This window comes from Rossellomorea sp. FM04394 (assembly GCF_041889765.1).
GTDB classification, from domain to species: Bacteria; Bacillota; Bacilli; order Bacillales; family Bacillaceae_B; genus Rossellomorea; species Rossellomorea aquimaris_B.
In genome coordinates, this window is the sequence record NZ_CP168654.1 from 496,694 (window position 1) to 521,796 (window position 25,103).

The window sequence follows — 25,103 nt, forward strand, 5'->3', positions numbered from 1 at the left end:
AAAGGCAGGGTGCAAACATATGAGTGTGTTTTTAAGGGGTACGTTAGTACTGGTGGTGACGGCTTTTTTAGGTGAGTGTCTGGAGTTTGTGATCAATATGATTTTGGCTCGTGAGCTTGGGGAAGCAGGTCTTGGAACGTATATGTCGATCCTGCCGACTGTGTTTCTGATTGTGATTTTATCAAGCATGGAGCTGCCGATCAGTCTTTCCAAATTCTTTGCCGAACGGGAAGAAAAGTATCATCGGGGCATGCTTCACTATGCTTTTCGATTTGCGGTCATCACGACGTGCATTCTCTTGATTCTAATGGTCCTTATATATGCCTTTACCCCTTTGTTTGAAGGGTACCATCCGGGGATTCGCTGGCTTATTTTGATTGTGATTCCCATTGTTGCGTTTACCTCGATTACGAGAGGGTATTTTATGGGGATCCAGCAGATGGGCAAAATTGCAGTGGCCAATTTTCTGCGTAAAGGAATTCAGCTGTTTTTATTAGTTTCGATCTATAATTTTCTATCTTTTGGCATCAATACGTCGATCTTCATAGCCCTTGGGACACTGATTGCCAGTGAAGCGGTCGTTTTTGTTTATTTAATTCATGCTTACGTTCTCGAGATTAGGGGTAAAAGAAAGAAGAGCCATTCTTCATTATCAACAATTGAAATGAGAAAGTCAGTATTATCTGTATCGATACCGACGACAGTGCTGCGAATTTTCCATGCTCTCACCCATGCGGTTCAGCCATTCTTGATTAAATGGGCGTTAGTTCTTTCAGGTATGGGGGCGCTTGAGGCAAATGAGCATTTCGGGATGCTGGCCGGAATTGCCCTTACTATCGGCTTCTTCCCTTCTTTTATCGCCTTTTCGATGTTGATCGTGTTAATTCCGACTGTATCGGAAAAAGTGTCATCAAAGGACTTTGATGGGATCCTGACCCATCTTAAGCAGGTCATGTGGATTACATTAGGTTATGGTGTGCCTGCAGTATTCATATACTATTTGCTTGGGGACTACATTACAGAAAGATTCTTTCATTCTGTGGCATCGGCCTATTATCTGAAGCTGCTGTGGCCGTATTTTCTTTTTCATTTCCTGGTGTTTCCTCTCCAAGCCTTTTTAATCGGATTTGGATTGGTGAAGGATGCTCTTCTTCATACCATATGGTCGAGTGTATTTTCCTTTACATTAATTTATTTGCTTGGATCCCGTTTTGGAATGGATGGAGTCATTATTGGCATGAATGCTGGTGCCGTTCTGATCGCCATGCTTCATTACTTTACGATCTGCAGGGAATTGGAAACGACTCTCTGGTTAAAATCAGCAATAAAAATGTAAACTATACAAAAACGGATGTGCCCTTTTGAACTTATTTTTTGCACGGAGCGAGACCATTCTTTTATTCTGGTAACAGGTACATACTATCTACTGTTATGATGGCTTATTTCATAACCTTCAAAGGAGAAAGCTATGATCGATTCTATTTTATTCAACATCATGTTAGTCGGAGTACTCGGGATCGCTTCCCAATGGATTGCCTGGAGATTCAGGCTTCCTGCCATCGTCGTCATGTCGATTGTCGGACTGCTGGTGGGACCTATATTCGGTCTCATCAATCCAAAGGACGATTTTGGGGAAGTATTCAAACCCATTATATCAATGGCGGTTGCCATCATCCTTTTTGAAGGGAGCTTAAATCTTAATTTTCGAGAGGTAAGGGGATTAGGCAAGCCTTTATTTAGAATTGTAACCTTTGGAGCTTTACTCGCTTGGATATTAGGTTCACTTGGTGCTCACTATGTAGCCGGTTTGTCCTGGGCTGTTTCTTTTGTAATTGGTGGGTTATTCATTGTTACCGGTCCAACCGTCATCCTGCCCCTGCTCAGACAGGCAAAGCTTAAACCAAGACCGGCAGCCATCCTGAAATGGGAAGGAATAGTGGTCGATCCATTCGGTGCACTTCTCGCTGTATTCGCTTTTGAAATCATCAACTTCTTAATTAGCGATGACGTAACAGGTTTAACCTTATTACTGTTCTTTGCTGCTTCCCTGTTTGCCGTGGTCTTCGGATGGGCACTGGGGAAATTCACAGGTTTTATCTTTGAAAATGGACATGTGCCTGAATTCCTGAAATCACCCGTTGTCTTTGCACTTGTTCTTGCCTGCTTCACGATTTCAGATCAGATCACACATGAAACAGGCCTGTTAGCCGTGACGGCCATGGGTATGACGTTAGCGAATATGCATATCTCATCCATCGATGACATGCGTCACTTTAAAGAAAACATTTCGGTTCTGCTCATATCGACGATTTTCGTCATGCTGACAGCATCGTTAACTGTAGACACACTTTTACGAATCTTTAACTGGAACATTGTCGCGTTTGTCCTGCTTATGCTATTTATTGTCCGACCGCTATCGATCTGGCTATCCACGATAGGGACGGACCTCTCTAACAAGGAAAAACTTCTTGTCGGGTGGATTGCACCGAGGGGGATTGTCGCGCTGACCGTTTCAAGTTATTTTGCATCGGTATTATTAGAAAAGGGCTTTGAGGATGCAGCAATTCTAACGTCCTTAACCTTTGCTCTTGTATTCTCTACAGTTTGTGCACATGGTTTCTCCATTAAGTGGATGGCGAAGAAATTGGATTTAGCCATTGATGAAAGACCGGGAGTGATGATCGTGGGAGGGAGCAAATTCAGTACTGAGTTTGCCAAGACCCTTCAAGAGCTGAAGATCCCGGTATTGGTCACCGATTCATCCTGGCAGCGATTGTTTTCAGTCAGAAAAGCCGGGATCCCATTTTACCGGGGCGAAATTTTATCGGAACAAACGGAATATTATTTGGATATGACGCCGTATGAATACATGATTGCAGCTACGGAGCTTGATTCTTACAACGCTCTTGTGTGTACGACATTTGTTCCGGAGATCGGCCGAAATAATTTATTCCAACTGAGCCTGCGGAGCCAGAGGGACGATGATCTTGAAGATATGGTCCACACGATTGGTGGACGGATCCTTTTCCAAAACCATGTGACGTGGGAAGAGCTGAACAAACGCGTTGAACGTGGAGACGTGTTTAGAAAAACAAATATCACTGAAAAGTACACCTTCGAATCGTATCTGCAGGAGCGGGAGGAGCATACATTATTGATGTTCGCCCTTAAACCTACAGGCAGGATCGAATTCTTTACGGAAGGTGCTTCACCTAAGATTGAGCAGGGAGATGTCATTGTCAGTCTCACTCAGCCCTGTAAGGAGAAGAATAAGATCCAGGAGAAGCTTACGGTTCAACGTGAAAAAGAAATCATTAAAGCTCAAAACGAAACGAATCAAGAAAGCGCCGACTAAGTCGGCGCTTTCTTTTTGTGATACTCTATTTCTTTCCGCTATATTGCTCACCCAGTAACTGTTTCACTTGATTATACGTCAGACCTGAATGCTGATTGAGTCGTTTGACTTCATCAATATCCGTTCCGGAACGAGTGACGTTTCTCTTCTGCTGGCCCATACAAAACACCCCCTTCACTTAATGTAAGTCATCAGAAGGTTTCCTATACAAAAAAGAAGGTCCGAGGGACGGACCTTCTTGCACATTATGATTGTCGTGTACGCTTGTAAACCAGGTCAAAGATGAGGATGATAAAGGCGAGTGCATAGGCAGTATAAGAATAAGTTGAGTGTTCTGCCATGTTTTTTACTCCGATACCGATAAATGCCCAGACAAACACAAGTGGATAGAGCATGTCATGCTGCCCGATGCGGAACCAGAAGGCAAGTACCGTAGCAACAAACAGTCCTAGATAAGCCCACACCAATTCTGAAATGCCGAACCCGTCCCAGCCAATATCCGTTAAGTAATACGTGATATTTACAATCGTGGCAATGGAAATCCATCCTAAATAAATTGAAAAAGGGGCTCTATCCAGGAGGGACGGACCTGTTCTCTTCACCCGACTATAAAGGGCGATGAGAGTTAATAGGAGTCCTATCATGATAAATACAGAAACGAGAAAATAATTGTAGTGCCACACGAATATCCATGCCGAGTTCAATAAGCAACTGAGGATGAAAAGTCCGCTTGTTTCTTGATAAAGAGGAAGATTCCTTCTGTCTTTGGGGAATTGTCGGATGATCCATATCCCGAGCAGCAGATAAATGAGGCTCCAGATAGAAAAGACATACCCTGCAGGAGTGATCATGATATCAAGCCTGTCACTGATTTCCCCCGTCGATTGATTATTCAAAGGCAAAGTCACAGCCAGCGTATTCATCACAATCACTAAAGCAAAAGCTAAAAGATTCAAGATCAGTTTCATAGCGTATACCCCCTGTAAGTAGTGGTGTTATATACTATTCCACTCTTATCATAATAAAAACCAAATGAAGAGAGTTAGGAAAAAAGGATTAGTGAAAGATCATGAAGGATTTAATGGATTTATCGAGAATTAGAAATAGGATAGGGACAATGAGAAAATCTATTAGGGGGACATTATGGACCGTACAAATCATACATATTCGGATGTTTGGGATTTAGATGTTTTTTTTCAAGGAGGAAGTGAATCTCCGGAGTTTAGAAAGCATCTCGATACGTTAGAAAAAAAGAAAAATGACTTTGCAGAAAATGCACTGGCTTTCCATCCGCCTCAATCGGCAAAAGACGCTGACCTGGTGTGGAAGCTTATTGAAGAAGCAAAAGAAGTGATGTTGTATTTGCGTCAGGCAGGTGCATTCGTGAGCTGTCTGGAAGCTCAAAATATGAATGACAGAAAAGCAGATTCACTCCGAGGAGAAGTCACAAGCCTAAGTGCGGACTTTTCTTCTACTTTTACAAAGTTTCAGCAGCAGCTTTCAGATTGTACAGAGGAAATCTGGAATGAACTGCTTCAGCATGATCACCTGAGTGAGATTAGGTTTGTCCTGAATGAGTGGAGACAAAAAGCGAAAGATAAGCTTTCAAGTGCAGAGGAGTCACTTATCCAGGCGTTAGCTGTCGACGGCTATCACGGCTGGGGACAAATGTATGACACGATCGTAGGGGCCATGGAGATTGAACATGATGGAAAAAAACTATCTGTTGGTCAGGCTAATAATCTGCTCTCAAGTCCAGACGCCAATACGCGCCAAAAGGTTTTTGGAAAATTAGAGAAGGCCTGGGAACAAAATGAGGAACTCTTTGCACGGACCCTCAATCACTTGGGTGGCTTTCGCTTAAATGTCTATAAAAAGCGTGGCTGGGACGAATTGATGAAGGAGCCACTGGAATACAACCGGATGAAGCAAGAAACGCTGGACGCCATGTGGGGAGCAATTTCAAAGCATAAGCAGCCTTTTGTTCAGTACCTGGAGAGGAAAGCGGATTTAATCGGGAAAGAACGTCTGGACTGGTACGATTTAGACGCACCTGTCGCAGAGTCGACGAGCACGATGCCATATGATGAGGGAGCGAAATTCATTCTAAAGCAGTTCTCTCGTTTTGGAAGTGAGATGGCCCAATTCGCTCAAAAGGCATTTGAGAATCAATGGATCGAAGCGGAGGATCGTGCTGGAAAGCGTCCAGGTGGATTTTGCACCTCCTTCCCGTTAAGCGATCAATCCCGTATCTTCATGACGTATTCAGGCTCTATGTCGAATGTCTCCACCCTTGCACACGAGTTAGGGCATGCGTTTCATTCTTATGCGTTAAAACCGATGCACACATTGAATCGTAACTACGCCATGAATGTTGCCGAGACTGCATCCACTTTTGCCGAAATGATCGTGGCAGATGCTGCCGTAAAAGAAGCGGAAACGAAGGAAGAAAAAGTTGCCCTCGTTGAAGATAAGCTGCAGAGAAGTGTCGCATTCTTCATGAACATCCATGCCCGTTACTTATTTGAGAGACGGTTCTATGAAGAGCGTAAGAAAGGGATTGTATCTGCTGATAAGCTTAACGAACTGATGGTGGACGCGCAAAGGGAAGCGTTCTCTGACTCTCTTGGAGAGGTTCACCCACGCTTCTGGGCATCGAAGCTTCATTTCTATATTACAGGAGTGCCATTCTATAATTTCCCATACACCTTCGGATACTTGTTCTCACTGAGTATTTACGCCAAAGCACTGGAATCAAACGAAAGCTATGAAGAGAAGTACATGGCCTTACTGCGTGACACAGCCGTTATGAACGTAGAAGAGCTGGCGATGAAGCACCTTGGTGAAGACATCACCCAAGAAGCCTTCTGGGAAAAAGGTATCAAGCTATGCATTGCAGATGTGGAAGAATTTCTTGAGTTAACAGAATAATGTTTGCAGGGTCCGTTCCATTTTGGGGACGGACCTTATTTTTGTAGTGGAACGACTTTATCGACCGTTCTTTCACGTTTATCAACCGTTATACAAATTAATCGACCGTTAAAAAAATATATAAACCGTTCTTTCATTTTATCAACCGTATTTTCAACATATCGACCGTTCTACGAAAAACGACAAACTTCGCAGCCTCCAAAACATCAATAAAACGACAAGTCCTATCACACCTAAGCCTCAAGTCTGATACGAAAATAAAGCTCGGGCTCGTTATGGGAAATTCGGAAAATAGGTAGGATAGAGACATGAAGAAGAAAGGAGGCAACAACATATGAAGAAATTCGGATTGCTTTTAGCCGGAGGGATTGCAGCCATTGTCCTGCTTGCCAATTTAGGACCGATTGTAGGGCTTGCCATCTCCTTAGTGATCATGTACTACAGCTTTAAAGGGTTTGTAAAAACAGACTCGACAATGAAGAAGATATTATGGGCACTGATCGGTCTTGCGGCATTCAGTGCTTCGATATCGAACTTCCCGGCGATCATCGGATTGGTTGCTCTATACGTTCTGTATGTCATCTACAAGAACTGGAAAAAAGAAGAAGTCATGATAGAAGAAAAATCATCGGATCCATTCACTAATTTTGAAAGAGAATGGTCTCAATTAAAAAACTAAAGGAGAGATTCCACTATGGCAAACCTATTTCAACGAATTAAAAATACAGTCATGTCCGACCTGCACGAAGCATTAGATAAAAAGGAAAAGAAAAATCCAATAGCTGTATTGAATCATTATTTAAGACAGTGTGAGCAGGAAGTAGAAAAAGTAAGTAAGCTGGTTGAGAGACAATATCTATTAAAAGAAGAGTTTCAAAAAGAGTATCAGCAGGCTTCTGCTTTAGCTGACAAACGAAAATACCAGGCTGAGGTTGCATCGAAAGCAAATGAAGAAGGTTTGTATGAATTTGCCCTTCAGGAACAAAAATACTATGAGGAGCGCGCAGTGCGCATCCAGGAATCAAAGCTGAAAGCAACGAAGGAGCTTGAAGAGCTTGAACGGAAATATGAAGAGATGAAGCACAAGCTCAAGGATATGTACATCAAGCGGATGGAGCTGATGGGAAGGGAGAATATCGCCCGTGCCCATAACAAGGTGAATTCTGTGCTTGAATCTTCTTCCGGTTATAACAACCAGGCGTTCTCTAAATTCGATGAAATTGAAACATACTTAGATCATTTAGAGCATGGTGTGAACTCCTCTTATTATCGAAATACGATTGACGCAAAGATCGCTAAATTAGAAAAAGAAGTGAAAAAAGAGGAAACTGAAGCCATTCCTTCATAAAACATGGTATTCTAGGTTAAGAAAAACTCTACTGCTATATAAAAGGGGGAGCCCAACCGGGTTCACCCCGTTTTATCATCAGATATAATTTACGTGTTTATTTCATACATAACCAGGAAGGAGGAACCCCCTTGTTCAATCGTTTACGATCTGACGGAATCAGCTGGATCATTTTAATAGGAACATTGTTAATACTGTTGGAAGTGTCATTCTACGATGGGGGGGTTCTCGTCTTCCTCTCGATTGCAGCCTTCTGCATCTATATTGGAAGAAAGAAGCTTCCGAGTACCTTTGGAAAGATTCTGCTGTGGTTTGGGATCATCAGCTTAGCGATCAATATCTTTAATACCGTAGCGTTTAAATTTTTATTGTTTGCCATTCTTCTATTTATCATCGTACGTTTTGCTGATTCAAAGAAACATCCTAAATACATCACTCCGACGATTAAGGAAACGTTCACTAACACAAATGAACCACTCGTCATGAGGAAGTCAGCCCTTCAAAATGAATGGTTCGGGCCGAAACGGACTCCGGAAGATGTATATGAATGGAATGATATCAACATCCAGGGTGTGATCGGAGACTCGGTCATCGATATTGGAAATACTGTGCTCCCTAAAGGGACGTCCGTCGTTTCGATTCGAAACATATTGGGCAATATTGAGATCTTGATTCCGTATGATGTGGAAGTGAGTGTTCATCACTCGGTCCTCGCCGGTTCGATTGAGATTTTTGAAGAAGTGGAGCCGAAAGCAATCAATGAGTCTCTTTATTATCAAACGCCCGGCTACGAAACGGCTGTCCAGCGGGTGAAGATTGTCACCTCAATGTGGATCGGGGATTTAGAGGTGAAGAGAATATGAGCACGGTCAGTAGGCAGATTGTTGCAGGCATTCTCTTCTCCCTTGGGATGGTGGTCTTTTTATCGCTGTCATATTTTTATTTGTATCCCTTGAAGGATTGGTCCTTATTATGGGAAGTAGAGATTATGGATATACCGGGAGCCGGGTTTATCCTCGTTGTAAGTATCCTGATCGGAATCGTGTTCGGCATCAGGACAGGGTTGAAGGATAAACGGCAGCTGAGGGAGATTGAAGATGCCCTCATGAATGTGGAACAGGGCCGCTCTACTACACTCCCTGAAACGGCAACCTCGGAAGTACAGCAGGTTTGGAAAAAGGTCGATGCATTAGGAAAACATCTGACGGATCAAGCGCGATATTCCCAGAAGCTTGCCAATGAAAAAGCGGAGGAGCAGGAAAAGAGGATCCAGGAAATCGTTTCCCAGGAGCGGAACCGCCTGGCGCGGGAATTACATGACTCGGTCAGTCAGCAATTATTTGCTGCATCCATGCTGATGTCAGCCATCACTGAAACACCGACGCCTGGCCGGACTCCCCATGAAGAGAAGCAGCTCTCCATGGTGGAGCAGATGATTCATCAGTCTCAGCTTGAAATGAGGGCACTACTCCTTCATCTTCGTCCCGTAGCGTTAAAAGGAAAGAATCTTCAAGAAGGAATGAAGGAGCTGCTGGTCGAATTAGCTCAGAAGGTCCCGTTGGATATTGAGTGGAAAATTGAAGACATGAGTCTTGATAAAGGAATCGAAGATCATCTCTTCAGGATCTTACAGGAGTCGGTGTCAAACACCCTGCGACATGCGAAGGCGACTTCCTTGGATATTCGCTTGATCAAAAGGGAATCGATCATTATTTTGAGGGTAGTGGACGATGGGCAAGGTTTTGATGTGAATGAATCGAAAGTAACCAGCTCCTATGGGCTTCAGAACATGAGGGAGCGGGCCATTGAAATCGGTGGTACGTTTAAAATCATCAGTGTACCGAATAAGGGAACACGCCTGGAAGTGAAAGTTCCCGTTGTAGAGAATGAAGGTGAAAATAATGATTAAAGTGGTATTTGTCGATGATCATGAAATGGTAAGGATCGGGGTTTCTTCTTATTTGTCCGCGCAGGCGGATATTGATGTCGTAGGGGAGGCGTCGGATGGGAAAGAAGGTGTCCAGCTTGCTCTGGAGCTGCGTCCGGATATTATCCTCATGGATCTTGTGATGAAAGAGATGGATGGCATTCAAGCGACGAAGGAAATCATTCAGGAGTGGCCTGAAGCGAAGATCATCATCGTCACAAGCTTCCTGGACGATGATAAGGTGTATCCAGCCCTGGAAGCGGGGGCGGTCAGTTATATGCTGAAAACGTCAAAAGCGAGTGAGATTGCCGAAGCGGTTCGTAAAACGTATAACGGCCAATCGATTCTAGAACCGGAAGTCACCGGGAAAATGATGACACGCATGAGACAGAAGACAGTCTCTCATCCACATGAAGAGCTCACCAACCGCGAACTGGAAATCCTTCTATTGATGACGCAAGGGAAAACGAACCAGGAAATTGCAGATGAACTATTCATTGCTCTGAAAACTGTGAAAACCCATGTGAGCAATATCCTCTCCAAGCTTGGAGTACAGGATAGAACACAAGCTGTGATCTATGCTTTTAAACATGATTTAGCTAAATAATCGTGAAAAGTGACCCAAAAAGAAAACTTTTTGGGTCACTTTTTCGTATAGAAAGAAGAGAGCAAACGGATCTCCTTCACCAAAATGGCAAGCATCAGAAATCAAACATGAAATATACATCTAGTAAGGCTTGATGCATTTGGGTAACAAGGATGAAAAAAATGTAATTCTTTCATCAACGATAGGAGGAATAATGGTAGAATAAGCGATATATTGTCAAATATTGAAAAATAACCGGTGGGGGGATATAACGTGAACGCAAAATTCAGTAAGCCTAAAGGATTCGGTGAAATACTGGACCACACATTTCGATTAAGCAAGAACCGCTTTAAAGACTTTTTTCTTATTTTTCTTATTCTGTTAGGGCCAGTATATTTACTGCAGGCATTGATTGAACTGGCAGCAGGGGTTAGCTTTTTTAGAACTGTCGGCACAGGGGAAACCTGGTTTGATGGGATTGTCAACAGCTTTTCAGGCGAGCTTACGACTGAAGGAGGTCCGGAAGTGAATCTGGCAGCAGAGCTTGGTACAGGTCTAATTGGACTTATCAGTATAATCCTCGCTCCAATCGCTCAAGCGGCGATTTTATTTGCTCTTAATCATATGAGGAAGAATGAAGAATTCACGGTGAAGCTTGTGATCAAGGAAGCATTCTCCCGTTTTTGGCCTATTATCGGAAGCAGTCTCCTATTCGGAGTGATCGTATTCGGTATCGTTTTTGTTCCGATTTTCATATTTGGTTTTGCCGGGGTATTCGGAGCTGCACTTCTGGAGCCGGGCGTCGGGATTGTGGTCGCCGGAATTGTTCTGCTGCTTGCATTCGCGGTTGCAGTAGCTTACTTCTTAACGCGTTGGAGCTTCTATTTTGGAGCGGCAGCCATAGAGAACGACGCACCTGGTCTAGGCAGGAGCTGGAGGCTGACGAAGAAGCGTGGATGGATCCTTCTTGGGTTATTCATTGTTTTCGGCTTGATCATTGGAATCGTAAGTTCTGCCTTCGAATTGACGTTTGGACTGGTCTTAGGGAATAGTGTCCTGTACGGCATGATTATAAACGTTGTAACTTTATTTACGTCGATGTTGTTTGCCGTCGGATTCGGGGTTATGTTCCTTGATCTTAAAACGAGACATGATGCAGATGATTTGAATGAAATGATCGATGATTACAACGCAATCCAATAGCTTCGTTGAAAAATCGAAGTAACCAGTCTGGGTCCGGAGACCTCATGCTTCCGGGCTTTTGATCTGAAAGCTAGGTGAAGAAAGTGTTGAATGAAAATAGAGCAAGGGATCAATTAGAAGAAATCCTGGATGGGGAGGAATATAAGGCCTATCGTGATGAGTCTCAGGGACTGCTGGCCAGTTGGTGGGGGAAGGCAAAGGAATGGCTTTCAGAACAGCTGGGAAAACTGTTCCCTTCCCTTGAACCGACAGGCGGGGCGGCATCGGGCATCCTCATCACGTTGATTGTCATTGCAGTGGCCATTCTCCTCGTCGTTGCATTCTTCGCCATTCGAAATGGAGTCCGAAAGCGGAAGTTCCGTTCGAATAAACCACTTCAATCCATGAATGAGATGGAGTGGTCCTATGAAAGACATTTAGATGAAGCACATAAACAAGAGGGGCTCAAAGATTATTCGAAAGCGACCCGTCATATGTTCCTGGCCCTCCTATTATACTTTCACGAAAGAGACTATCTCGAAGCAAAAGTCTGGAAAACAAATTGGGAGTATTATGATGAACTGCGTAAAGTGAATCGGGATTGGGCAGAGCGCTTCTACAGGCTGGCCCTTCTGTTTGATGAGGTGGCCTATGGTGAGCGGGAAGTGGAGGAAGAAGAGTATCTTCCCTATAAACAGGAAGCTCTAAGCTGGTTGGAACATGAAACGGATTCACAGCCTTACGCATAAGAGAAAGGAGGTAGGAACGAGCATTGAAAACAAATAGAAAGGCGTGGGTCTGGCTCGCCACACTTCTAAGCTTATTTATCATCATCGGTGTATTTCTTTCTCCTGAAAAACCTAAGGAGTACCCGGCCTATGTTTCCGAGTCTCCCTCTCCTTCTGGAATAAAAGCCCTTTATACCTATTTGGAAAACGAAGGTGTTTCTATACAACGCTGGTCTTTTTCACCTGACAGGCTGCCTGTGGATGAATCTGATCAACTGCTGATTATGATAGAACCTTTTTCCATACCGGAACAAGAAGAAATGGAAGCTTACGAGAATTTCATGAAAGCAGGGAATACGATTCTTCTTTTAAAGGATAATCCTAAAGGGATGTTTGACACGAAGACGGTCTTAATAGGGGAAGGGGCGGGCAATCCGCTCATCCGTGATGGAAAAGGAAATACATATCAAACAGATCTATTATCAGGCGTAAGGTTAGAAACGTCGGATGATGATACCATTCTATTGGATGATCTGGATGGAACGATTGCTTACAGCTCTCCTATAGGAAGGGGTCAATTGATTGTTTCTACTTCACCGGGATGGGTGATGAACGGGAATATTCTTGAAAGTGATCACCTCCCGCTGGTTCTCACTCTATTAGAAAGCGGTGGAGCCGACCGGAAAACGATCCTCGTCGATGAATACCTTCACGGGGGAGAGAGTGAGGCAAGCCTTACTACCCTTTATCCCCAATGGTTGTTACTTTTAATTCTTCAATTGCTGATGCTCACCGTCCTATGGCTCTGGATGCGGGGAAAACGATTCGGAGGTATTCTCATACCAAGGGAAGAAACGGTCCGATTCAGTGATGAACGAGTCAAGGCGCTCTCAGCCTGGTATTTAAAAGGGCGCCAATACAAAGAATCCTTAGTGATTCAAGCTGAGTATGTCAGAGTTTTGTTCCAGGAACGTTGGGGGATTCCGACGAGCAAGGAATGGTCGGAATTGAACGGGACGTTGGAAAGGAAATTAACCACCGTTTCCAAAAAAGAAATCGATTCGTTTTTATCAGAGATAAGGAATGTATTAGAAAAAGAACGCATCAGTAAACAGGAATACGTACTATGGTCGAAAAGAATAGAACTATTCAGGAAAGAGGTGGAGGATCGTTGAAACCAGAAATCACATCCTTAATGGAGAAATATGAAGAGCGTATTGTAGGACAGAGCACGAATCTCAAACTCTTGTTATCTTCCATCCTCGCAGGAGGGCATGTGCTGGTTGAAGGAGTGCCGGGCACAGGGAAAACACAAATGGTGAAGACTCTTTCCAGGTTGCTCGGGGGAAGCTTCAACCGGATTCAATTCACTCCGGATCTGTTACCGAGCGATATCACTGGAAGTACGATTTACAACATGAAGGATAGCAGTTTCCAGACGATCAAAGGGCCTATTTTCACGAATGTATTATTAGCCGATGAAATTAACCGGACACCGGCCAAAACCCAGGCGGCCCTCCTTGAAGCCATGGAAGAAAAGCAGGTGACGATTCAAGGGTCAACGTATCCACTTGAAGAAGTGTTTTTTGTGGTGGCCACCCAGAATCCGATTGAATTTGAAGGAACCTACCCACTGCCTGAAGCACAGCAGGATCGATTCCTCTTTAAGCTCGACATTGATTTTCCTTCCTTTGAGGAAGAGAAAAACGTTTTAAAACAAGTGATTGAGAATCATTATGATGCAAGTGAAGTGGGAGCGGTTCTAGACATGGAAACCTTCCTCTCCATCAGAAGGGAAATCGAGGATGTCACACTTAGTGACGCAGTACTGGACTATATTATGCAAATTGTAAGAAAAACCCGTGAAACGGAGTCGATCCGCTTCGGGGCAAGTACAAGGGCGGCGATTTCGATTGGAAAAGCGGGACGGGCATGGGCCTACCTGTCAGGACGGGACTATGTCACACCGGATGATATCAAGATCGTGGCAAGACCTGCCCTGAGACACCGCATCCAGCTATCCCCGCATGTGGAATTGGAGGGAGTGACCATTGACCAAGTCATCCAAGAGCTTGTTGGGTCGATTCCTGTTCCGAGATAAGGGGATATTGCCGACGGGGAAGTTGTTGATTTCATATCTCCTATTTTCAGTGCTCCTTCTTGCAGGAACGTTTATTGGGCTGTCATGGACAATCATTTTTGTATTGAATGGCTTATTTATCGTCGTGAGTCTCATGGACTTGACTCTGTCACCATCCAAAAAGGAAATAGACGTCAAGCGCCATATTCCGGATCAAATGGAAAGGGGTCTTGATTATGTCGTAGAGCTTGAAGTCATGAATAGATCTTCCCGTGGCATGGAGTTTCGGATCCTGGATGGTACCCCGCAAAGCTTTATAACATCATTTCCCTTAGAAGGGAAGCTTGAAAAGGATTCAGCAGGGACCTTAACCTATGATGTGGTGACACCGGTAAGGGGAGACTATAACCTGACGAAGCTGTATCTTCGCTATCGAAGCTCCCTCGGTTTATGGGAAAAACAAAAAACAGTGGAACTCCACGATGGGGTCAAAGTCATTCCGGATCTTACTGAAACGAAGAAAGTATTGGAGAGTGCACAGCAATTCTTACTGTATGAAGGGGTGAAGATCCGTAAGCAGCAAAGCGGTGCCGGAGAATTCTCCAAGATTAGAAATTATGTACTCGGGGACGATCCCAGAAAAATCAACTGGCGTCAAACCGCAAAGCTCCGGGAAGTGATGACCAATGAATATGAACCTGAGCATGGGAAGTACATCACGATACTCATCGATTGCGGAAGGATGATGGGAGCGGAACTGAAGAAAGGAAACCGGTTGGAGAAATCCCTGGAGGCTGCCCTGACCATAACGGCAGCGGCCCTTCAAAATGGGGACTATGTTTCGGTCCTTGCTTTCAGTAAAGATGTGAAGGTATATATCCCTCCGGCAAAAGGGATGGCGCATCTGCAAACGATCCTTCATCGCATTTATCATTTGGAAGTGGACGCAGCCGAGTCCAATTATGCTGCCGTCCTCCACTATGTTCAAACGGTTCAGAAAAAGCGGAGTCTGCTCTTATTATTCAGTGACGTACACACCTTCCTTCATGAAGACAGCGCCCTGTTTTATTTACAGCGCCTGCGGAAACAGCATCTCTTTTTAACGATTGGGGTTGAAGACGGGATGCTGGTCAAACGGATCAAGACAGAACCTGTCGATTCAGAGCAGGCGATGATGAAGAGTATGGCCCAGAAGCAGATGCTCGTGAAGAAAAGGGAGAAAGCCAAGTGGGAAAAGCAGGGCCTCCTGATGGTGGAGGCCCGTGAAGAGAAACTGGCCGCTACTGCTGTTTCGTACTATATCGATATGATGAATCGGGGGTTACTGTAGTCTTGCTTTTAGCCGAAGCCTTCCGATCAACATATAGAGAATCAGACCGATAACCGTTAAAAAGGCAACCATATATTTTGCGAGTAGAGGTATGGCAGCAGGTGTGATGAATCCTTCGATGATCCCGGCGATCACAAACAGGGGTACAGTTCCGAGCAGCAGCTGGACCGATCGTTTGGCTTGCTGCTTTAATTGGTAGCCCCGTGTGAAACGTCCGGGTACAAAGAGCTTATAGCCCATCAAGAGTCCCGCACCACCTGCAATGAAGATGGCTGTAAGCTCGATCATTCCATGGGGTACGATGTAAGCCCAGAATTCATAGCTCATTCCCTGATGCCAGAAGACAGCGGCCAGGGCGCCTACAATGATTCCGTTGTACACAAGCATATAGACCGTCAACAGGCCAAATGTCACACCGCCGGCAAAGGCAAGGAAGGCGACTTTGATGTTATTGGTCATAATGGCAGCCGACATAAGTGAAGAATCCACTCTTCCGTCACTTTTCCCGAGATGAGAAGGATCCACCCCTTGGGACATCTCAGGTGGTAAAATGGAATAAAGGTGAAGTGGATCATTCACGACAGAAATGAAGGCACCGAGTGCACCGATCGTAAATAAAAGCATCGCCGTGACAACGAACTTCCACTGCTCAAGCAGTAATCCGATAAAAGTCGTTGAGAAAAAATGTCTAATCTGTTTTCCACTTGAGATTTGGTCTTTATATAATAGATTGTGAGACTTTGATACGAGGCCGTTCAAATAATCGGTCACTTCTTCTCCTGGAAAATAAGTCTGGCTGTAGGAAAGATTCTGGGCAGCCTTTTGATAAAGACGGTTGAAATGATCAATGTTAGGGCCCGTTGTATTCTTCCTCTTGCGAAGAGTCCCGAGGAGATCTTCTAACTGCTTCCAGTCGTCCCGGTGCTGTTTGACAAATTGCTTCACGTTCATTGTGACACCTACTTGTTCTTTTGATTTCTTATCTCTTATTATAGTAAGTCTAGAAAAAAATAGAAACCGTTAAAGGTAATTTCATCCATAAGGAGGGGATTGTATTGCATGAAGAACAAGTCGATATTAAAACCCCTGAATATGTTTCCCTGCAATTCCAACCTGCAGGATTAGGCAGCCGGGCTGCAGCCCTGATGATCGATCAGCTGCTGTTAACGGTCGTAAACATCCTGATCTTTGTGCTCCTGTATTTCGCGACGTCCGGGGATAATGGCATATTTAGCATGTTGGAAATCGACTCCACATTATGGGGGATCGCCATCATCGCCATCTTCTTTCTCAACTGGGGGTATTTCTTTGCTTTAGAATACTTCTGGGGTGGAAAGACGGTAGGAAAGCGATTGCTGGGGATCCGGGTAATGCAGGAAAACGGACACAGCGTCACTCTCTTATCCTGCTTTATTCGCAATCTATTAAGAATCATCGACATGCTTCCCGTCTCTTATTTTATAGGCATGGTCATGATCTTCCTGCATTCTAAACATAAGAGGGTGGGAGATCTCGTTGCCGGAACCATCGTTGTTCATGAGAGACGCGTCAAAGGAAAACGAAAAGAAAAAGCCATCGAGAAGGAAATCCTCCGCCGCGGCTTGAGGAAAGAGAACTTTATAGTGGAAGAATGGGAATTAAAGCAGCTCGGTGCGAAAGAATGGAATCTGATCAAAACGTACAGTAACCGATTCGTTCAGCTCCCCCTTTCAGAGCGAAACCAATTAACCAAAAAGCTTGCCCTTATCCTCTATCCTAAACTTGGATTAGACGTGCAGGATAAAACATATGAGGAGCTTGAGGATACCCTTCTCCTTTTATACCTGGCATTAAGGGAAGAATGGGAATTTGAACTGTAGAAAGCAGCAAAGTCTGGAGAGGGCTTTGCTGTTTTTTTATTTGTCAGATGACGAGGCCTTTATACCTAATAAAGATTCCTCGTCGCTATTAAAGGAATCTTTCAATAAATTAGATGTATACATAGAAAATTAAGTAAAAATAGTAGGGAAATAGGTATGATGGTTTACAAAATCTCTAAACTATTTACAAAATAATTAGAAAAATAGTGTCCATTATCCCATTACATTACAAAAAACGACAAAATATACTTGTACTGTAATCATTTAAATACATTTGTTATTTACATTGAAAGGGGAAAGGGTATGAGGAAGAAAAAGATATCTTTATCGATTATCAGTATACTGTTTTTACTTACTGGAGGGTTCATCCAGCCTCAGGAATATATGGACAAGAGTATGGCTGCCGCACCGGGGTCTGCTGTCATCAATGAAGTGGCCTGGATGGGGACAACGGGATCCTATAACAATGAATGGATTGAATTGTACAATACAACCTCATCAGATCTATCCATGGATGGATGGGTGCTTGAAGCCCAGGATGGATCACCGAGTATCGGTTTAAGCGGTACAGTATCGCCAAACGACTTTTTTCTTCTGGAAAGAACGAGCGATGGCACGATTTCAACTGTCGCAGCGGATCAAATCTATACAGGAAGCCTTGGGAATTCCAATGAAGTTCTGTATTTGAAAGATGCCTCCGGTGCCATCATCGATGAAGTAAACAGCTGGTACGCCGGTGACAACACCACGAAAGCCACGATGGAACGAAATGACCGTTCTAAAAGCGGTACGGATCCAGCCAATTGGAGCACTGCAACGGCTTCCTATGAAGGTGGATTTGGTACCCCTAAAGCAGCTAACTCAACGGCTCCGATCAGTAATGGCAGCGAATCACTCACGAATGTAAGCGAGGAGCTTGGAGCCATCAACGTCTATTTCAACAAAAGTGCCTCCACTCAATATGCAATGCCGGGCAACGAAGCAAACTACAACGTGAACCTTGAAGATCGTCTCATTGAACGTTTGAATGAAGCAACAACGTCCATTGACTTTGCCACTTATGAAATCAATTTGCCCAGAGTGGTCGATACGCTGATGGAAAAAGCAGCACAAGGTGTGGACGTTCGAATCCTGGCTGATGCCAAGGATGGATCGGATCCTCATTACGCTGAACGCTATGAAACCATGCGGTTATACTTGGAAAAGCTTGTCCGCGGTCAGGATGGAGTACTAGGATCAGCGGATGACGCTCATATTTTATCGGATTCCCCTATGTTTGTAGTCGAAGATACCGTGAAGCGGGCAGCTTATGATTTACCTGCAAGCTTCAGTGATTTTCCACAACGAAACGTGACGGTGGGAAGCACTGCGACAACGGGCTATATGTTTGTTGAAGGGGAATTGAAAGAGACGGACAGCTATTATTCTCCTGGGAATCAGATGCATAATAAATTCGCCGTGGTAGATGGGAAGTGGGTTTTCACAGGAAGCTGGAATTTCACGATTACTGGTCTTTACGGCTCCGAAGAAAACATGAACCAAGGAATCCTTGACGGAAACCAGCAGCATGTCGTGGAGGTTCACTCTCCGGAACTCGCATCCATTTATAAGACAGAGTTTGAAGAAATGTGGGGAAGTGCAACCACGACGCCGAATAACGCGGTATCCAACTTTAGCACACGTAAAGTGGATAACACGCCCCATACGGTGACGATCGGCGGGGATACGGTGGAAGTGTATTTCTCATCCGGGGACGATGCCGTTGGACGAATGACAGAACTTATAAAAACAGAAGCAGATGACAGTGCCTACTTTACCATCTTCGCTTGGAGCGACCAGGCCCTTGTGGACGAATTAAAGAACAAATGGGAAGGTAGCTATGTGGATGACCAGGGGACGCTGACAGGCTTTGATGTAAAAGGTCTATTCGATGCAAGCTTCTGGAATCAATGGTGGTCGGCAAGCATTGAAATGACAGGAAGAACGGCTACGCAAACAAGCACCAACAATCCAAACACGCGCTGGGCAAACCCTGCACCCGTGTACCAGGCAATTGAAAGCCGGAAGCTCCATGCCAAAACCATGCTCATCGATGCCGGCACAAACAGCGACCCGACCGTCATAGTAGGGTCGACCAACTGGAGTGAAAACGGTAATAATGTGAATGATGAAAACATGCTTATCATCCATGATGATGCCATCACGAATCAATTCCTGCAGGAGTTTAACGCGAGGTACGTGAATGCTGGTGGGGTTGTGCAGTAAGGGTTAGAGAATTGAAGTGAGAAGATGTGTTATGGGTATAATAAATGAAAACGGATGATTCTCATTGGAGAATCATCCGTTTTTCCATTGGTGCCAGTATTTACTCCATCCCCGGAGCCTTCTGAATTTCAAAAATAAGTACAATTGCAGTGATCGCATGGGCAATCAATCGGATGACCGGGAAGAAGTTTAAGAAGGAAGCAAGGATACCAAGGGCGCTTCCAAGGATCGGCTGATCTTCTGATCTTGAAATATACAACACGCTCGCATGCCACAAAGCCACTAAACACAGGAGAAAAGGGATTGCGTCTCCAGCAATATTGCCAAAGATCGGAACCGCCAAGAACAATTCGATTGAAAAGGATAACCATTTAATTCGTGAAAGCACGGACACACACCTCCTTATTTCAGTGTATGAATGAATGGGGGGCGTGTGCCTGTTTGAGGGAATTGTTTTTGTGGGATGGAGAGGTTGATGACGGTGGTGGTGGACATTGTGTTGATTTTTATCCAAGTATGTAAAACGGCATATAAATATGAAATAGGGCACGCAAATCCCGGAAATGGCAGATAACCTTTATCTTGGAACGATCCAGCGGAAATCCAATCTCGCCTAACGGTTAACCAATAGAGCCCACCGTCTCATTCTAAGAAGGTGGGCTCTATGATTATGCCAGGAGTTTTTCCACAACCTTATGCTCATTCTCATTCAGCAAGTTCTTACCAATCGTTTCATGGACCTCTTTATTCATGCTTTCTTCCAATACAGCGGCTTCTTCTTTATCCCCAACGAGGACGATACGTTCCCATTTTTCATCGGCTGCCTTTTTGTCCAGGATGCTGCCGAGGCTTTTCCACCAGCGCTGCTGGTTGGCCTTGAGGCGATTATCAAATTCTTCTTGCTGATTGGCCTTTCCTCCGCCGCTTCCCATGCTGACGTCTGCGTGGTGAGGCCCTTCATGTTTCCGCCAATCATCTGTTTCTAAGTCGAACTCCATAAATTCGCTGGACTGAATCTCTCCAAAGGCAGAAGTAAGGATTTTGATTTGATTTTGCTGAAGAAGCACGAGTCCTGTGTAAGGATATTCTTTATGCAGGGATTTCAATTGACCCAGGTGAGGTTTCTCCTCCCAATAAAAATTGGTTTCAACTGGTACCTGAAGCTCGAAGGTCTCCCAGATGCCGCTATCCGCTGAAGCGAAAATGATAAAACTTCTTGGCAGTTCACGCTCTAAACCATACACATAGTTTTCTATCTTCGGGCGGATCGATTGAAGCCTTTCTTTTTCCTCCGGCGCACTTTCAAGGTATTCCTCCAAGCGGTTAAAACCGTTTTTGAGGGCGATTTTCCATTCACCGCCCTGCTGATCGGGGTCGCTGCGGTCCGTATTCAAGTAAACCGTCAATAGCTTATCCGGCTTCTGTAAGTATAAGTTTTCCAATACGCTCAGTGTTTTTTTGAAAGACATGGAACTCCTCCTTAAAGAATGTTTACTTTTCATATAAACGGTAGAGGCCCCTCTTAAACATTATTTTGTAAAAAAAGGGAATTGACGAAAGGACTATAATAGGAAAAAATAGGGGGAAGGGAGGGGAACCAATGAATATAGAGAAGCAGTGGGTCCAAGAAGATAGTGATTACATACGTAATAAATTAATCGAATACAATATGTCACAAATAGATGAGGAGACCAAGACGCCCCTGGAGAAAATCAGTTTTGTTATGAGGAATGATGAGGGTGAAATCGTTGGCGGAGTGGTGGGAGAGATGTTCTGGCATCACCTCCATATTGATTTTCTATGGGTGGCAGATGACTATCGGCATGGGGGATACGGCTCAAAACTGATTCACCGGATAGAAGAGTACGCGAGGGAGAAGGGATGCCACCTTGTTATATTGGATACATTCAGCTTTCAAGCCCCTCATTTTTATGAAAAATTGGGGTATAAGGCATTCGGGGTCCTTAAAGATTTTCCTAAGGGTCATAGTCAGTGTTTTATGGAGAAACGATTGTAGCAACCAGCCGGGGCTGGTTGTTTTTTCGTTTGGAGTTGTTTCTTCTATAAAAATTCCCAATATGCTTTTGAAGCATATTTTCTTGAAGAAATCAGATAAATCATGTTTTATGTTCTTTCCATCGGGTAAATATGTACTAAATAACACACGACGGGAGAGAATAAAGTGAGCTATATTAACCAAGGTAGAGAGCGCATTCAATTTGATCGCAAGGGTAAGAAAAAGGATCTACATATACTGGAGTGCACACATTGTGAGAATGAATTCCGTTCAACCATGAATGTCAATCAAATCGAGTGCGCGCATTGTTCAACATCCACAGATCCTAAATTGGACCTTTCGATTTTCAAAGTCATCGGATTTATTGAGAATCTTCAAGGGAGTGAAGTTCGTTGCTAAACAAGGATAAACTAGCCGATTTGAAAATGGATTTTAACGATATTCTTTGGATGAGTTCTGGAGTTGCTATTATTCTATTATTACTTGCTTTAGCCAATTTTTTTATCATAGCCTAATCAAATGACCGGTTGAAAAGTCCTGACTGCTTAGCGGGGCTTTTTTTGTTGGGTGAAACTCTCCATTGAAAAAGCCTGCCCGCTTTTAGGATTAAAGCGGGCAGGCTTTTCTTTAGGTTGTTATCCTTTATAGTTCTCATCGTACTCAAGATAAACAACATGCGTTTCCAGGTATTCGTTAAGTCCGTGTTTACCATCTGCTCCACCAAGTCCTGATTGACCGCGGCCAGCGTGGAAACCGTTGATGGCTTCGAAGTTTTCACGATTGACGAAAGTTTCACCATATCGAAGTTCATTGGCGGCTCTCATGATTTCATGGAGATTTTCACTGAAGATGGATGAAGAGAGGCCATATTCGGTATCGTTGGCCAGCTCGATGACTTCATCGAAATCCTTGTATGTCATAATGGGAAGGACCGGTCCAAAGATCTCTTCCTGGATGATCTCCATATCCTGTTTTACATCTATGAGAATGGTAGGCTCGTAGTAGAACCCTTTATCCACATTGAGCGGTTTCCCGCCGGTAAGGATTTTCGCCCCGTTTTCGACTGCTGTATTGACCATTTCAGTTACGGTTTCAAGTCGATCTTTATTCACAAGAGGTCCGATGTCGTTGTCCCGGTTGGTCGGATCTCCGACTGTCGTGTTTTTCATCGCTTCGGTCATTTTGCTGATGAATTCTTCTGCTACATCCTCGTGGACGTACACTCGTTCCGCATTCGTACATGCCTGCCCGGAGTTGGTGATTCTTGACGTTTTGATCTTTTCAACGGCAAGATCAATATTCGCATGCTTGGTGACAATGGCAGGAGCCTTACCACCCAGCTCAAGATTTACTTTTGTAATGGACTTCGACGCGGCTTCCATCACTTTTGAACCAGCCGGGTAGCTTCCTGTCATGGACACCATGCGTACTTTGTGGTGACTGGACATTGGGTTCCCGATATCGGACCCTTTACCGGTCACAAGGTTGAAGACTCCTTTTGGCAGCCCGACTTCGTCTATGATCTTAGAAAACTCACATGCTGTATTTGGTGTGTACTGACTTGGTTTCAGGACAATGGTACAACCCGTTACAATCGCAGGGGCCACTTTCCTGGCCAGGATGAACATCGGGAAGTTCCACGGGACGATTCCTGCTACGACGCCGATCGGCTTCTTGTATACAAGAATGTTTTCATTGGAGCGTTCACTCTCAAGAATTTCGCCTTCGTATCTTAACGCCCAACCAGCCATGTAGCGGAAATACTCGATGGCAACATCCAGCTCATCTTCTGATGAATTCAATGTTTTGCCGTTTTCTTCGGTCAGCATCTGAACAAACTGGTCTTTTCGTTCTTCCAGCTTATCGGCTATCTTATATAAATAGGAAGCACGTTCCTTGGAAGGGACCTTCTCCCACGATAGAAAAGCAGAATGAGCAGCATCAATCGCATGATTGACATCCTCTTCCGTACCCAACTGAATGGAGGAAATCGTCTCCTCATTCGCAGGATTGATCACGTCCAGCGTATCCTTCGACGTACTATCCACAAACTCACCATTAATATACAACTGATACTTCTTCACGTTTACTCCTCCTTGTAAAACTGTTTCATATTCATACCTCCTTCTTTTCCCGTTTAATAGGAAGGGGTAAACATGGGGATGTGTGAGGGACGGACCTCGTTCCACCCATTTACTAAGCTGAGACCTTTATACAAAGGGGGTTAAGTGAAGATGTGGGCTCGCTTCTGGGAATATAATGAAGAAGTAAAGACAGAGGGACGGACCTCATCCACTCAATCCTTCAACCAAAATGCTGAATTAATAGGATTTGAGTGAAAATGAAGGTCCGTCCCTCAAGTTAGGTTATTTGCTTGGGTCGGCGATTTTGACGAGTTGTTTGCCGATGTTTTTGCCTTGGAAGAGTCCGAGGAAGGCATCGGTTACGTTTTCCAAGCCTTCTGTGATGGTTTCTTCGTATTGGAGTTTTCCTTGGGAAAGCCATTGGCCAAGTTCTGTTGCTCCTTCTTTGAAGCGGTCATTGTAGTCGTTGACGACAAAGCCCTTCATGAGTGCGCTTGATTTGATCAATCTGGTTTGTACGCGTGGTCCCAGATCGCGATCCGTTTTGTTATAAGAAGAAATCGCTCCGCACACTGGTACACGTGCATGTTTATTTAGTAAACTAAGGGCAGCATCACCGATTTCACCACCAACGTTTTCGAAGTATACATCGATGCCGTTTGGACAAGCTTCTTTTAACGCAGCATAGATGTTGTCCGTTGTTTTATAGTTGATTCCCGCGTCGAATCCAAGCGTATCTGTCAGGTAGCTTACTTTTTCATCTGAACCTGCAATCCCGACAACACGGGCTCCTTTGATTTTGGCGATTTGTCCAACTACAGAGCCTACTGCACCCGCAGCACCAGATACCACCACGGTTTCGCCTTCTTTTGGCTGGCCGATATCGAGTAGTCCAAAATAAGCGGTCAATCCAGTCATTCCCAGTATACTCAAGTGAGTAGAAATAGGGGCGACATTCGGATCAATGGAGCGGACCTGCTTCTCATCGGCAACGGAATACTCCTGCCAAGGCAGCATTCCTACCACGAAATCACCTTTTTGGAAGTGTCCGGATTCTGACTCAACGACTTCTCCAACTGCTCCGCCAGCCAACGCTTCGTTCAACTGGAATGGTTCTACATACGACTTGGCATCAGACATTCTGCCCCGCATATAGGGATCCACGGAAAGATAAAGAGTCTTGACTAATACTTGTCCTTTGGATGGTTTAGGAACTTCAATCTCTTTGAAGTTAAAATCCTCTTTTACAGGCATTCCTTCAGGACGGGCGACTAATTGAATTTGTTGCTGCTTTTCGGGTAACATCATGATTCCTCCTCGTAATTTAACTGGAAATTTTTTTTCCGATTACTTGAAACTTATCACATGGGGTTTAGGTTCTACAAAGAATAACACTTGAGAAAGGTGGTTA

Annotated in this window: 24 protein-coding genes; 17 read left to right on the forward strand and 7 right to left on the reverse strand. The window is 44.3% G+C overall.

What is annotated here, in order from left to right; genetic code table 11:
• Positions 1-19: 19 nt before the first annotated feature.
• Complete coding sequence (locus tag ACCB35_RS02545) at positions 20-1,336, forward strand: oligosaccharide flippase family protein (RefSeq protein ID WP_374055603.1); 1,317 nt, start codon at positions 20-22, stop codon at positions 1,334-1,336.
• Positions 1,337-1,468: 132 nt separating this feature from the next.
• Positions 1,469-3,355 carry a cation:proton antiporter gene (locus ACCB35_RS02550; RefSeq protein ID WP_374055604.1) on the forward strand — a complete coding sequence of 629 codons (1,887 nt, stop codon included), beginning with the start codon at positions 1,469-1,471 and terminating at the stop codon, positions 3,353-3,355.
• A 25-nt stretch (positions 3,356-3,380) separates the two neighbouring features.
• Here the strand turns inward: ACCB35_RS02550 and ACCB35_RS02555 are convergent, their stop codons facing one another.
• A complete protein-coding gene (locus tag ACCB35_RS02555; protein WP_374055605.1) occupies positions 3,381-3,515 on the reverse strand; it encodes a hypothetical protein in 135 nt (44 codons plus the stop codon).
• A gap of 85 nt (positions 3,516-3,600) precedes the next feature.
• Positions 3,601-4,323, reverse strand: coding sequence for a TspO/MBR family protein (locus tag ACCB35_RS02560; protein WP_374055606.1), 723 nt, complete (start codon positions 4,321-4,323; stop codon positions 3,601-3,603).
• Between the two features lie 175 nt (positions 4,324-4,498).
• Here ACCB35_RS02560 and ACCB35_RS02565 point away from each other — a divergent pair, with 175 nt between their 5' ends.
• The 11 genes from ACCB35_RS02565 (at position 4,499) to ACCB35_RS02615 (ending at position 15,467) form a co-directional block, all read left to right on the forward strand.
• Entirely contained in the window at positions 4,499-6,286 is a 1,788-nt protein-coding gene (locus ACCB35_RS02565; RefSeq protein ID WP_374055607.1) for a M3 family oligoendopeptidase, read from the forward strand.
• 334 nt (positions 6,287-6,620) lie between these two features.
• Complete coding sequence (locus tag ACCB35_RS02570; protein WP_044339167.1) at positions 6,621-6,965, forward strand: hypothetical protein; 345 nt, start codon at positions 6,621-6,623, stop codon at positions 6,963-6,965.
• Between the two features lie 15 nt (positions 6,966-6,980).
• Entirely contained in the window at positions 6,981-7,634 is a 654-nt protein-coding gene (locus ACCB35_RS02575) for a PspA/IM30 family protein (protein WP_149154424.1), read from the forward strand.
• 131 nt (positions 7,635-7,765) lie between these two features.
• A complete protein-coding gene (gene liaF, locus ACCB35_RS02580; RefSeq protein ID WP_374055608.1) occupies positions 7,766-8,497 on the forward strand; it encodes a cell wall-active antibiotics response protein LiaF in 732 nt (243 codons plus the stop codon).
• Positions 8,494-9,543, forward strand: a complete 1,050-nt coding sequence (locus tag ACCB35_RS02585; RefSeq protein WP_374055609.1) for a sensor histidine kinase — start codon at positions 8,494-8,496, stop codon at positions 9,541-9,543. Before liaF ends, ACCB35_RS02585 begins: the two co-directional genes overlap by 4 nt.
• The gene (locus ACCB35_RS02590; RefSeq protein WP_044339171.1) at positions 9,536-10,168 is read left to right on the forward strand and encodes a response regulator transcription factor; all 633 of its coding nucleotides are present in this window, start codon (positions 9,536-9,538) and stop codon (positions 10,166-10,168) included. The genes ACCB35_RS02585 and ACCB35_RS02590 overlap by 8 nt, the downstream gene beginning before the upstream one ends.
• A 252-nt stretch (positions 10,169-10,420) precedes the next feature.
• Positions 10,421-11,350, forward strand: a complete 930-nt coding sequence (locus tag ACCB35_RS02595; RefSeq protein ID WP_374055610.1) for a hypothetical protein — start codon at positions 10,421-10,423, stop codon at positions 11,348-11,350.
• 83 nt (positions 11,351-11,433) lie between these two features.
• Positions 11,434-12,078 carry a DUF4129 domain-containing protein gene (locus ACCB35_RS02600; protein ID WP_374056933.1) on the forward strand — a complete coding sequence of 215 codons (645 nt, stop codon included), beginning with the start codon at positions 11,434-11,436 and terminating at the stop codon, positions 12,076-12,078.
• A gap of 23 nt (positions 12,079-12,101) precedes the next feature.
• A complete protein-coding gene (locus tag ACCB35_RS02605; protein WP_374055611.1) occupies positions 12,102-13,232 on the forward strand; it encodes a DUF4350 domain-containing protein in 1,131 nt (376 codons plus the stop codon).
• Positions 13,229-14,158, forward strand: a complete 930-nt coding sequence (locus tag ACCB35_RS02610) for an AAA family ATPase (protein ID WP_374055612.1) — start codon at positions 13,229-13,231, stop codon at positions 14,156-14,158. The genes ACCB35_RS02605 and ACCB35_RS02610 overlap by 4 nt, the downstream gene beginning before the upstream one ends.
• Positions 14,109-15,467 carry a DUF58 domain-containing protein gene (locus ACCB35_RS02615; RefSeq protein ID WP_374055613.1) on the forward strand — a complete coding sequence of 453 codons (1,359 nt, stop codon included), beginning with the start codon at positions 14,109-14,111 and terminating at the stop codon, positions 15,465-15,467. Before ACCB35_RS02610 ends, ACCB35_RS02615 begins: the two co-directional genes overlap by 50 nt.
• On the opposite strand, the gene ACCB35_RS02620 is transcribed toward ACCB35_RS02615, so the two are convergent.
• Positions 15,459-16,418: a stage II sporulation protein M gene (locus ACCB35_RS02620; protein ID WP_374055614.1), complete on the reverse strand. Its 960-nt coding sequence runs from the start codon at positions 16,416-16,418 to the stop codon at positions 15,459-15,461. The two genes, ACCB35_RS02615 and ACCB35_RS02620, sit on opposite strands and share 9 nt — an antisense overlap.
• Before the next feature lie 104 nt (positions 16,419-16,522).
• Here ACCB35_RS02620 and ACCB35_RS02625 point away from each other — a divergent pair, with 104 nt between their 5' ends.
• Complete coding sequence (locus ACCB35_RS02625; RefSeq protein ID WP_374055615.1) at positions 16,523-17,326, forward strand: RDD family protein; 804 nt, start codon at positions 16,523-16,525, stop codon at positions 17,324-17,326.
• 303 nt (positions 17,327-17,629) lie between these two features.
• Positions 17,630-19,591: a phospholipase D-like domain-containing protein gene (locus ACCB35_RS02630; protein WP_374055616.1), complete on the forward strand. Its 1,962-nt coding sequence runs from the start codon at positions 17,630-17,632 to the stop codon at positions 19,589-19,591.
• Positions 19,592-19,691: 100 nt separating this feature from the next.
• Here ACCB35_RS02630 and ACCB35_RS02635 read toward each other — a convergent pair whose 3' ends face one another.
• Both ACCB35_RS02635 and ACCB35_RS02640 read right to left on the reverse strand, forming a co-directional pair.
• Entirely contained in the window at positions 19,692-19,979 is a 288-nt protein-coding gene (locus tag ACCB35_RS02635; RefSeq protein ID WP_044339178.1) for a hypothetical protein, read from the reverse strand.
• 280 nt (positions 19,980-20,259) lie between these two features.
• Positions 20,260-21,060, reverse strand: coding sequence for a VLRF1 family aeRF1-type release factor (locus ACCB35_RS02640; protein WP_374055617.1), 801 nt, complete (start codon positions 21,058-21,060; stop codon positions 20,260-20,262).
• Between the two features lie 131 nt (positions 21,061-21,191).
• Here ACCB35_RS02640 and ACCB35_RS02645 point away from each other — a divergent pair, with 131 nt between their 5' ends.
• The gene (locus ACCB35_RS02645; protein ID WP_374055618.1) at positions 21,192-21,608 is read left to right on the forward strand and encodes a GNAT family N-acetyltransferase; all 417 of its coding nucleotides are present in this window, start codon (positions 21,192-21,194) and stop codon (positions 21,606-21,608) included.
• 165 nt (positions 21,609-21,773) lie between these two features.
• Positions 21,774-22,007, forward strand: a complete 234-nt coding sequence (locus ACCB35_RS02650; RefSeq protein WP_044339180.1) for a hypothetical protein — start codon at positions 21,774-21,776, stop codon at positions 22,005-22,007.
• Positions 22,008-22,243: 236 nt separating this feature from the next.
• On the opposite strand, the gene aldA is transcribed toward ACCB35_RS02650, so the two are convergent.
• Positions 22,244-23,692: an aldehyde dehydrogenase gene (aldA, locus tag ACCB35_RS02655; RefSeq protein WP_374055619.1), complete on the reverse strand. Its 1,449-nt coding sequence runs from the start codon at positions 23,690-23,692 to the stop codon at positions 22,244-22,246.
• Between the two features lie 282 nt (positions 23,693-23,974).
• Complete coding sequence (locus ACCB35_RS02660) at positions 23,975-24,997, reverse strand: NADP-dependent oxidoreductase (RefSeq protein WP_374056934.1); 1,023 nt, start codon at positions 24,995-24,997, stop codon at positions 23,975-23,977.
• Between the last annotated feature and the right edge of the window lie 106 nt (positions 24,998-25,103).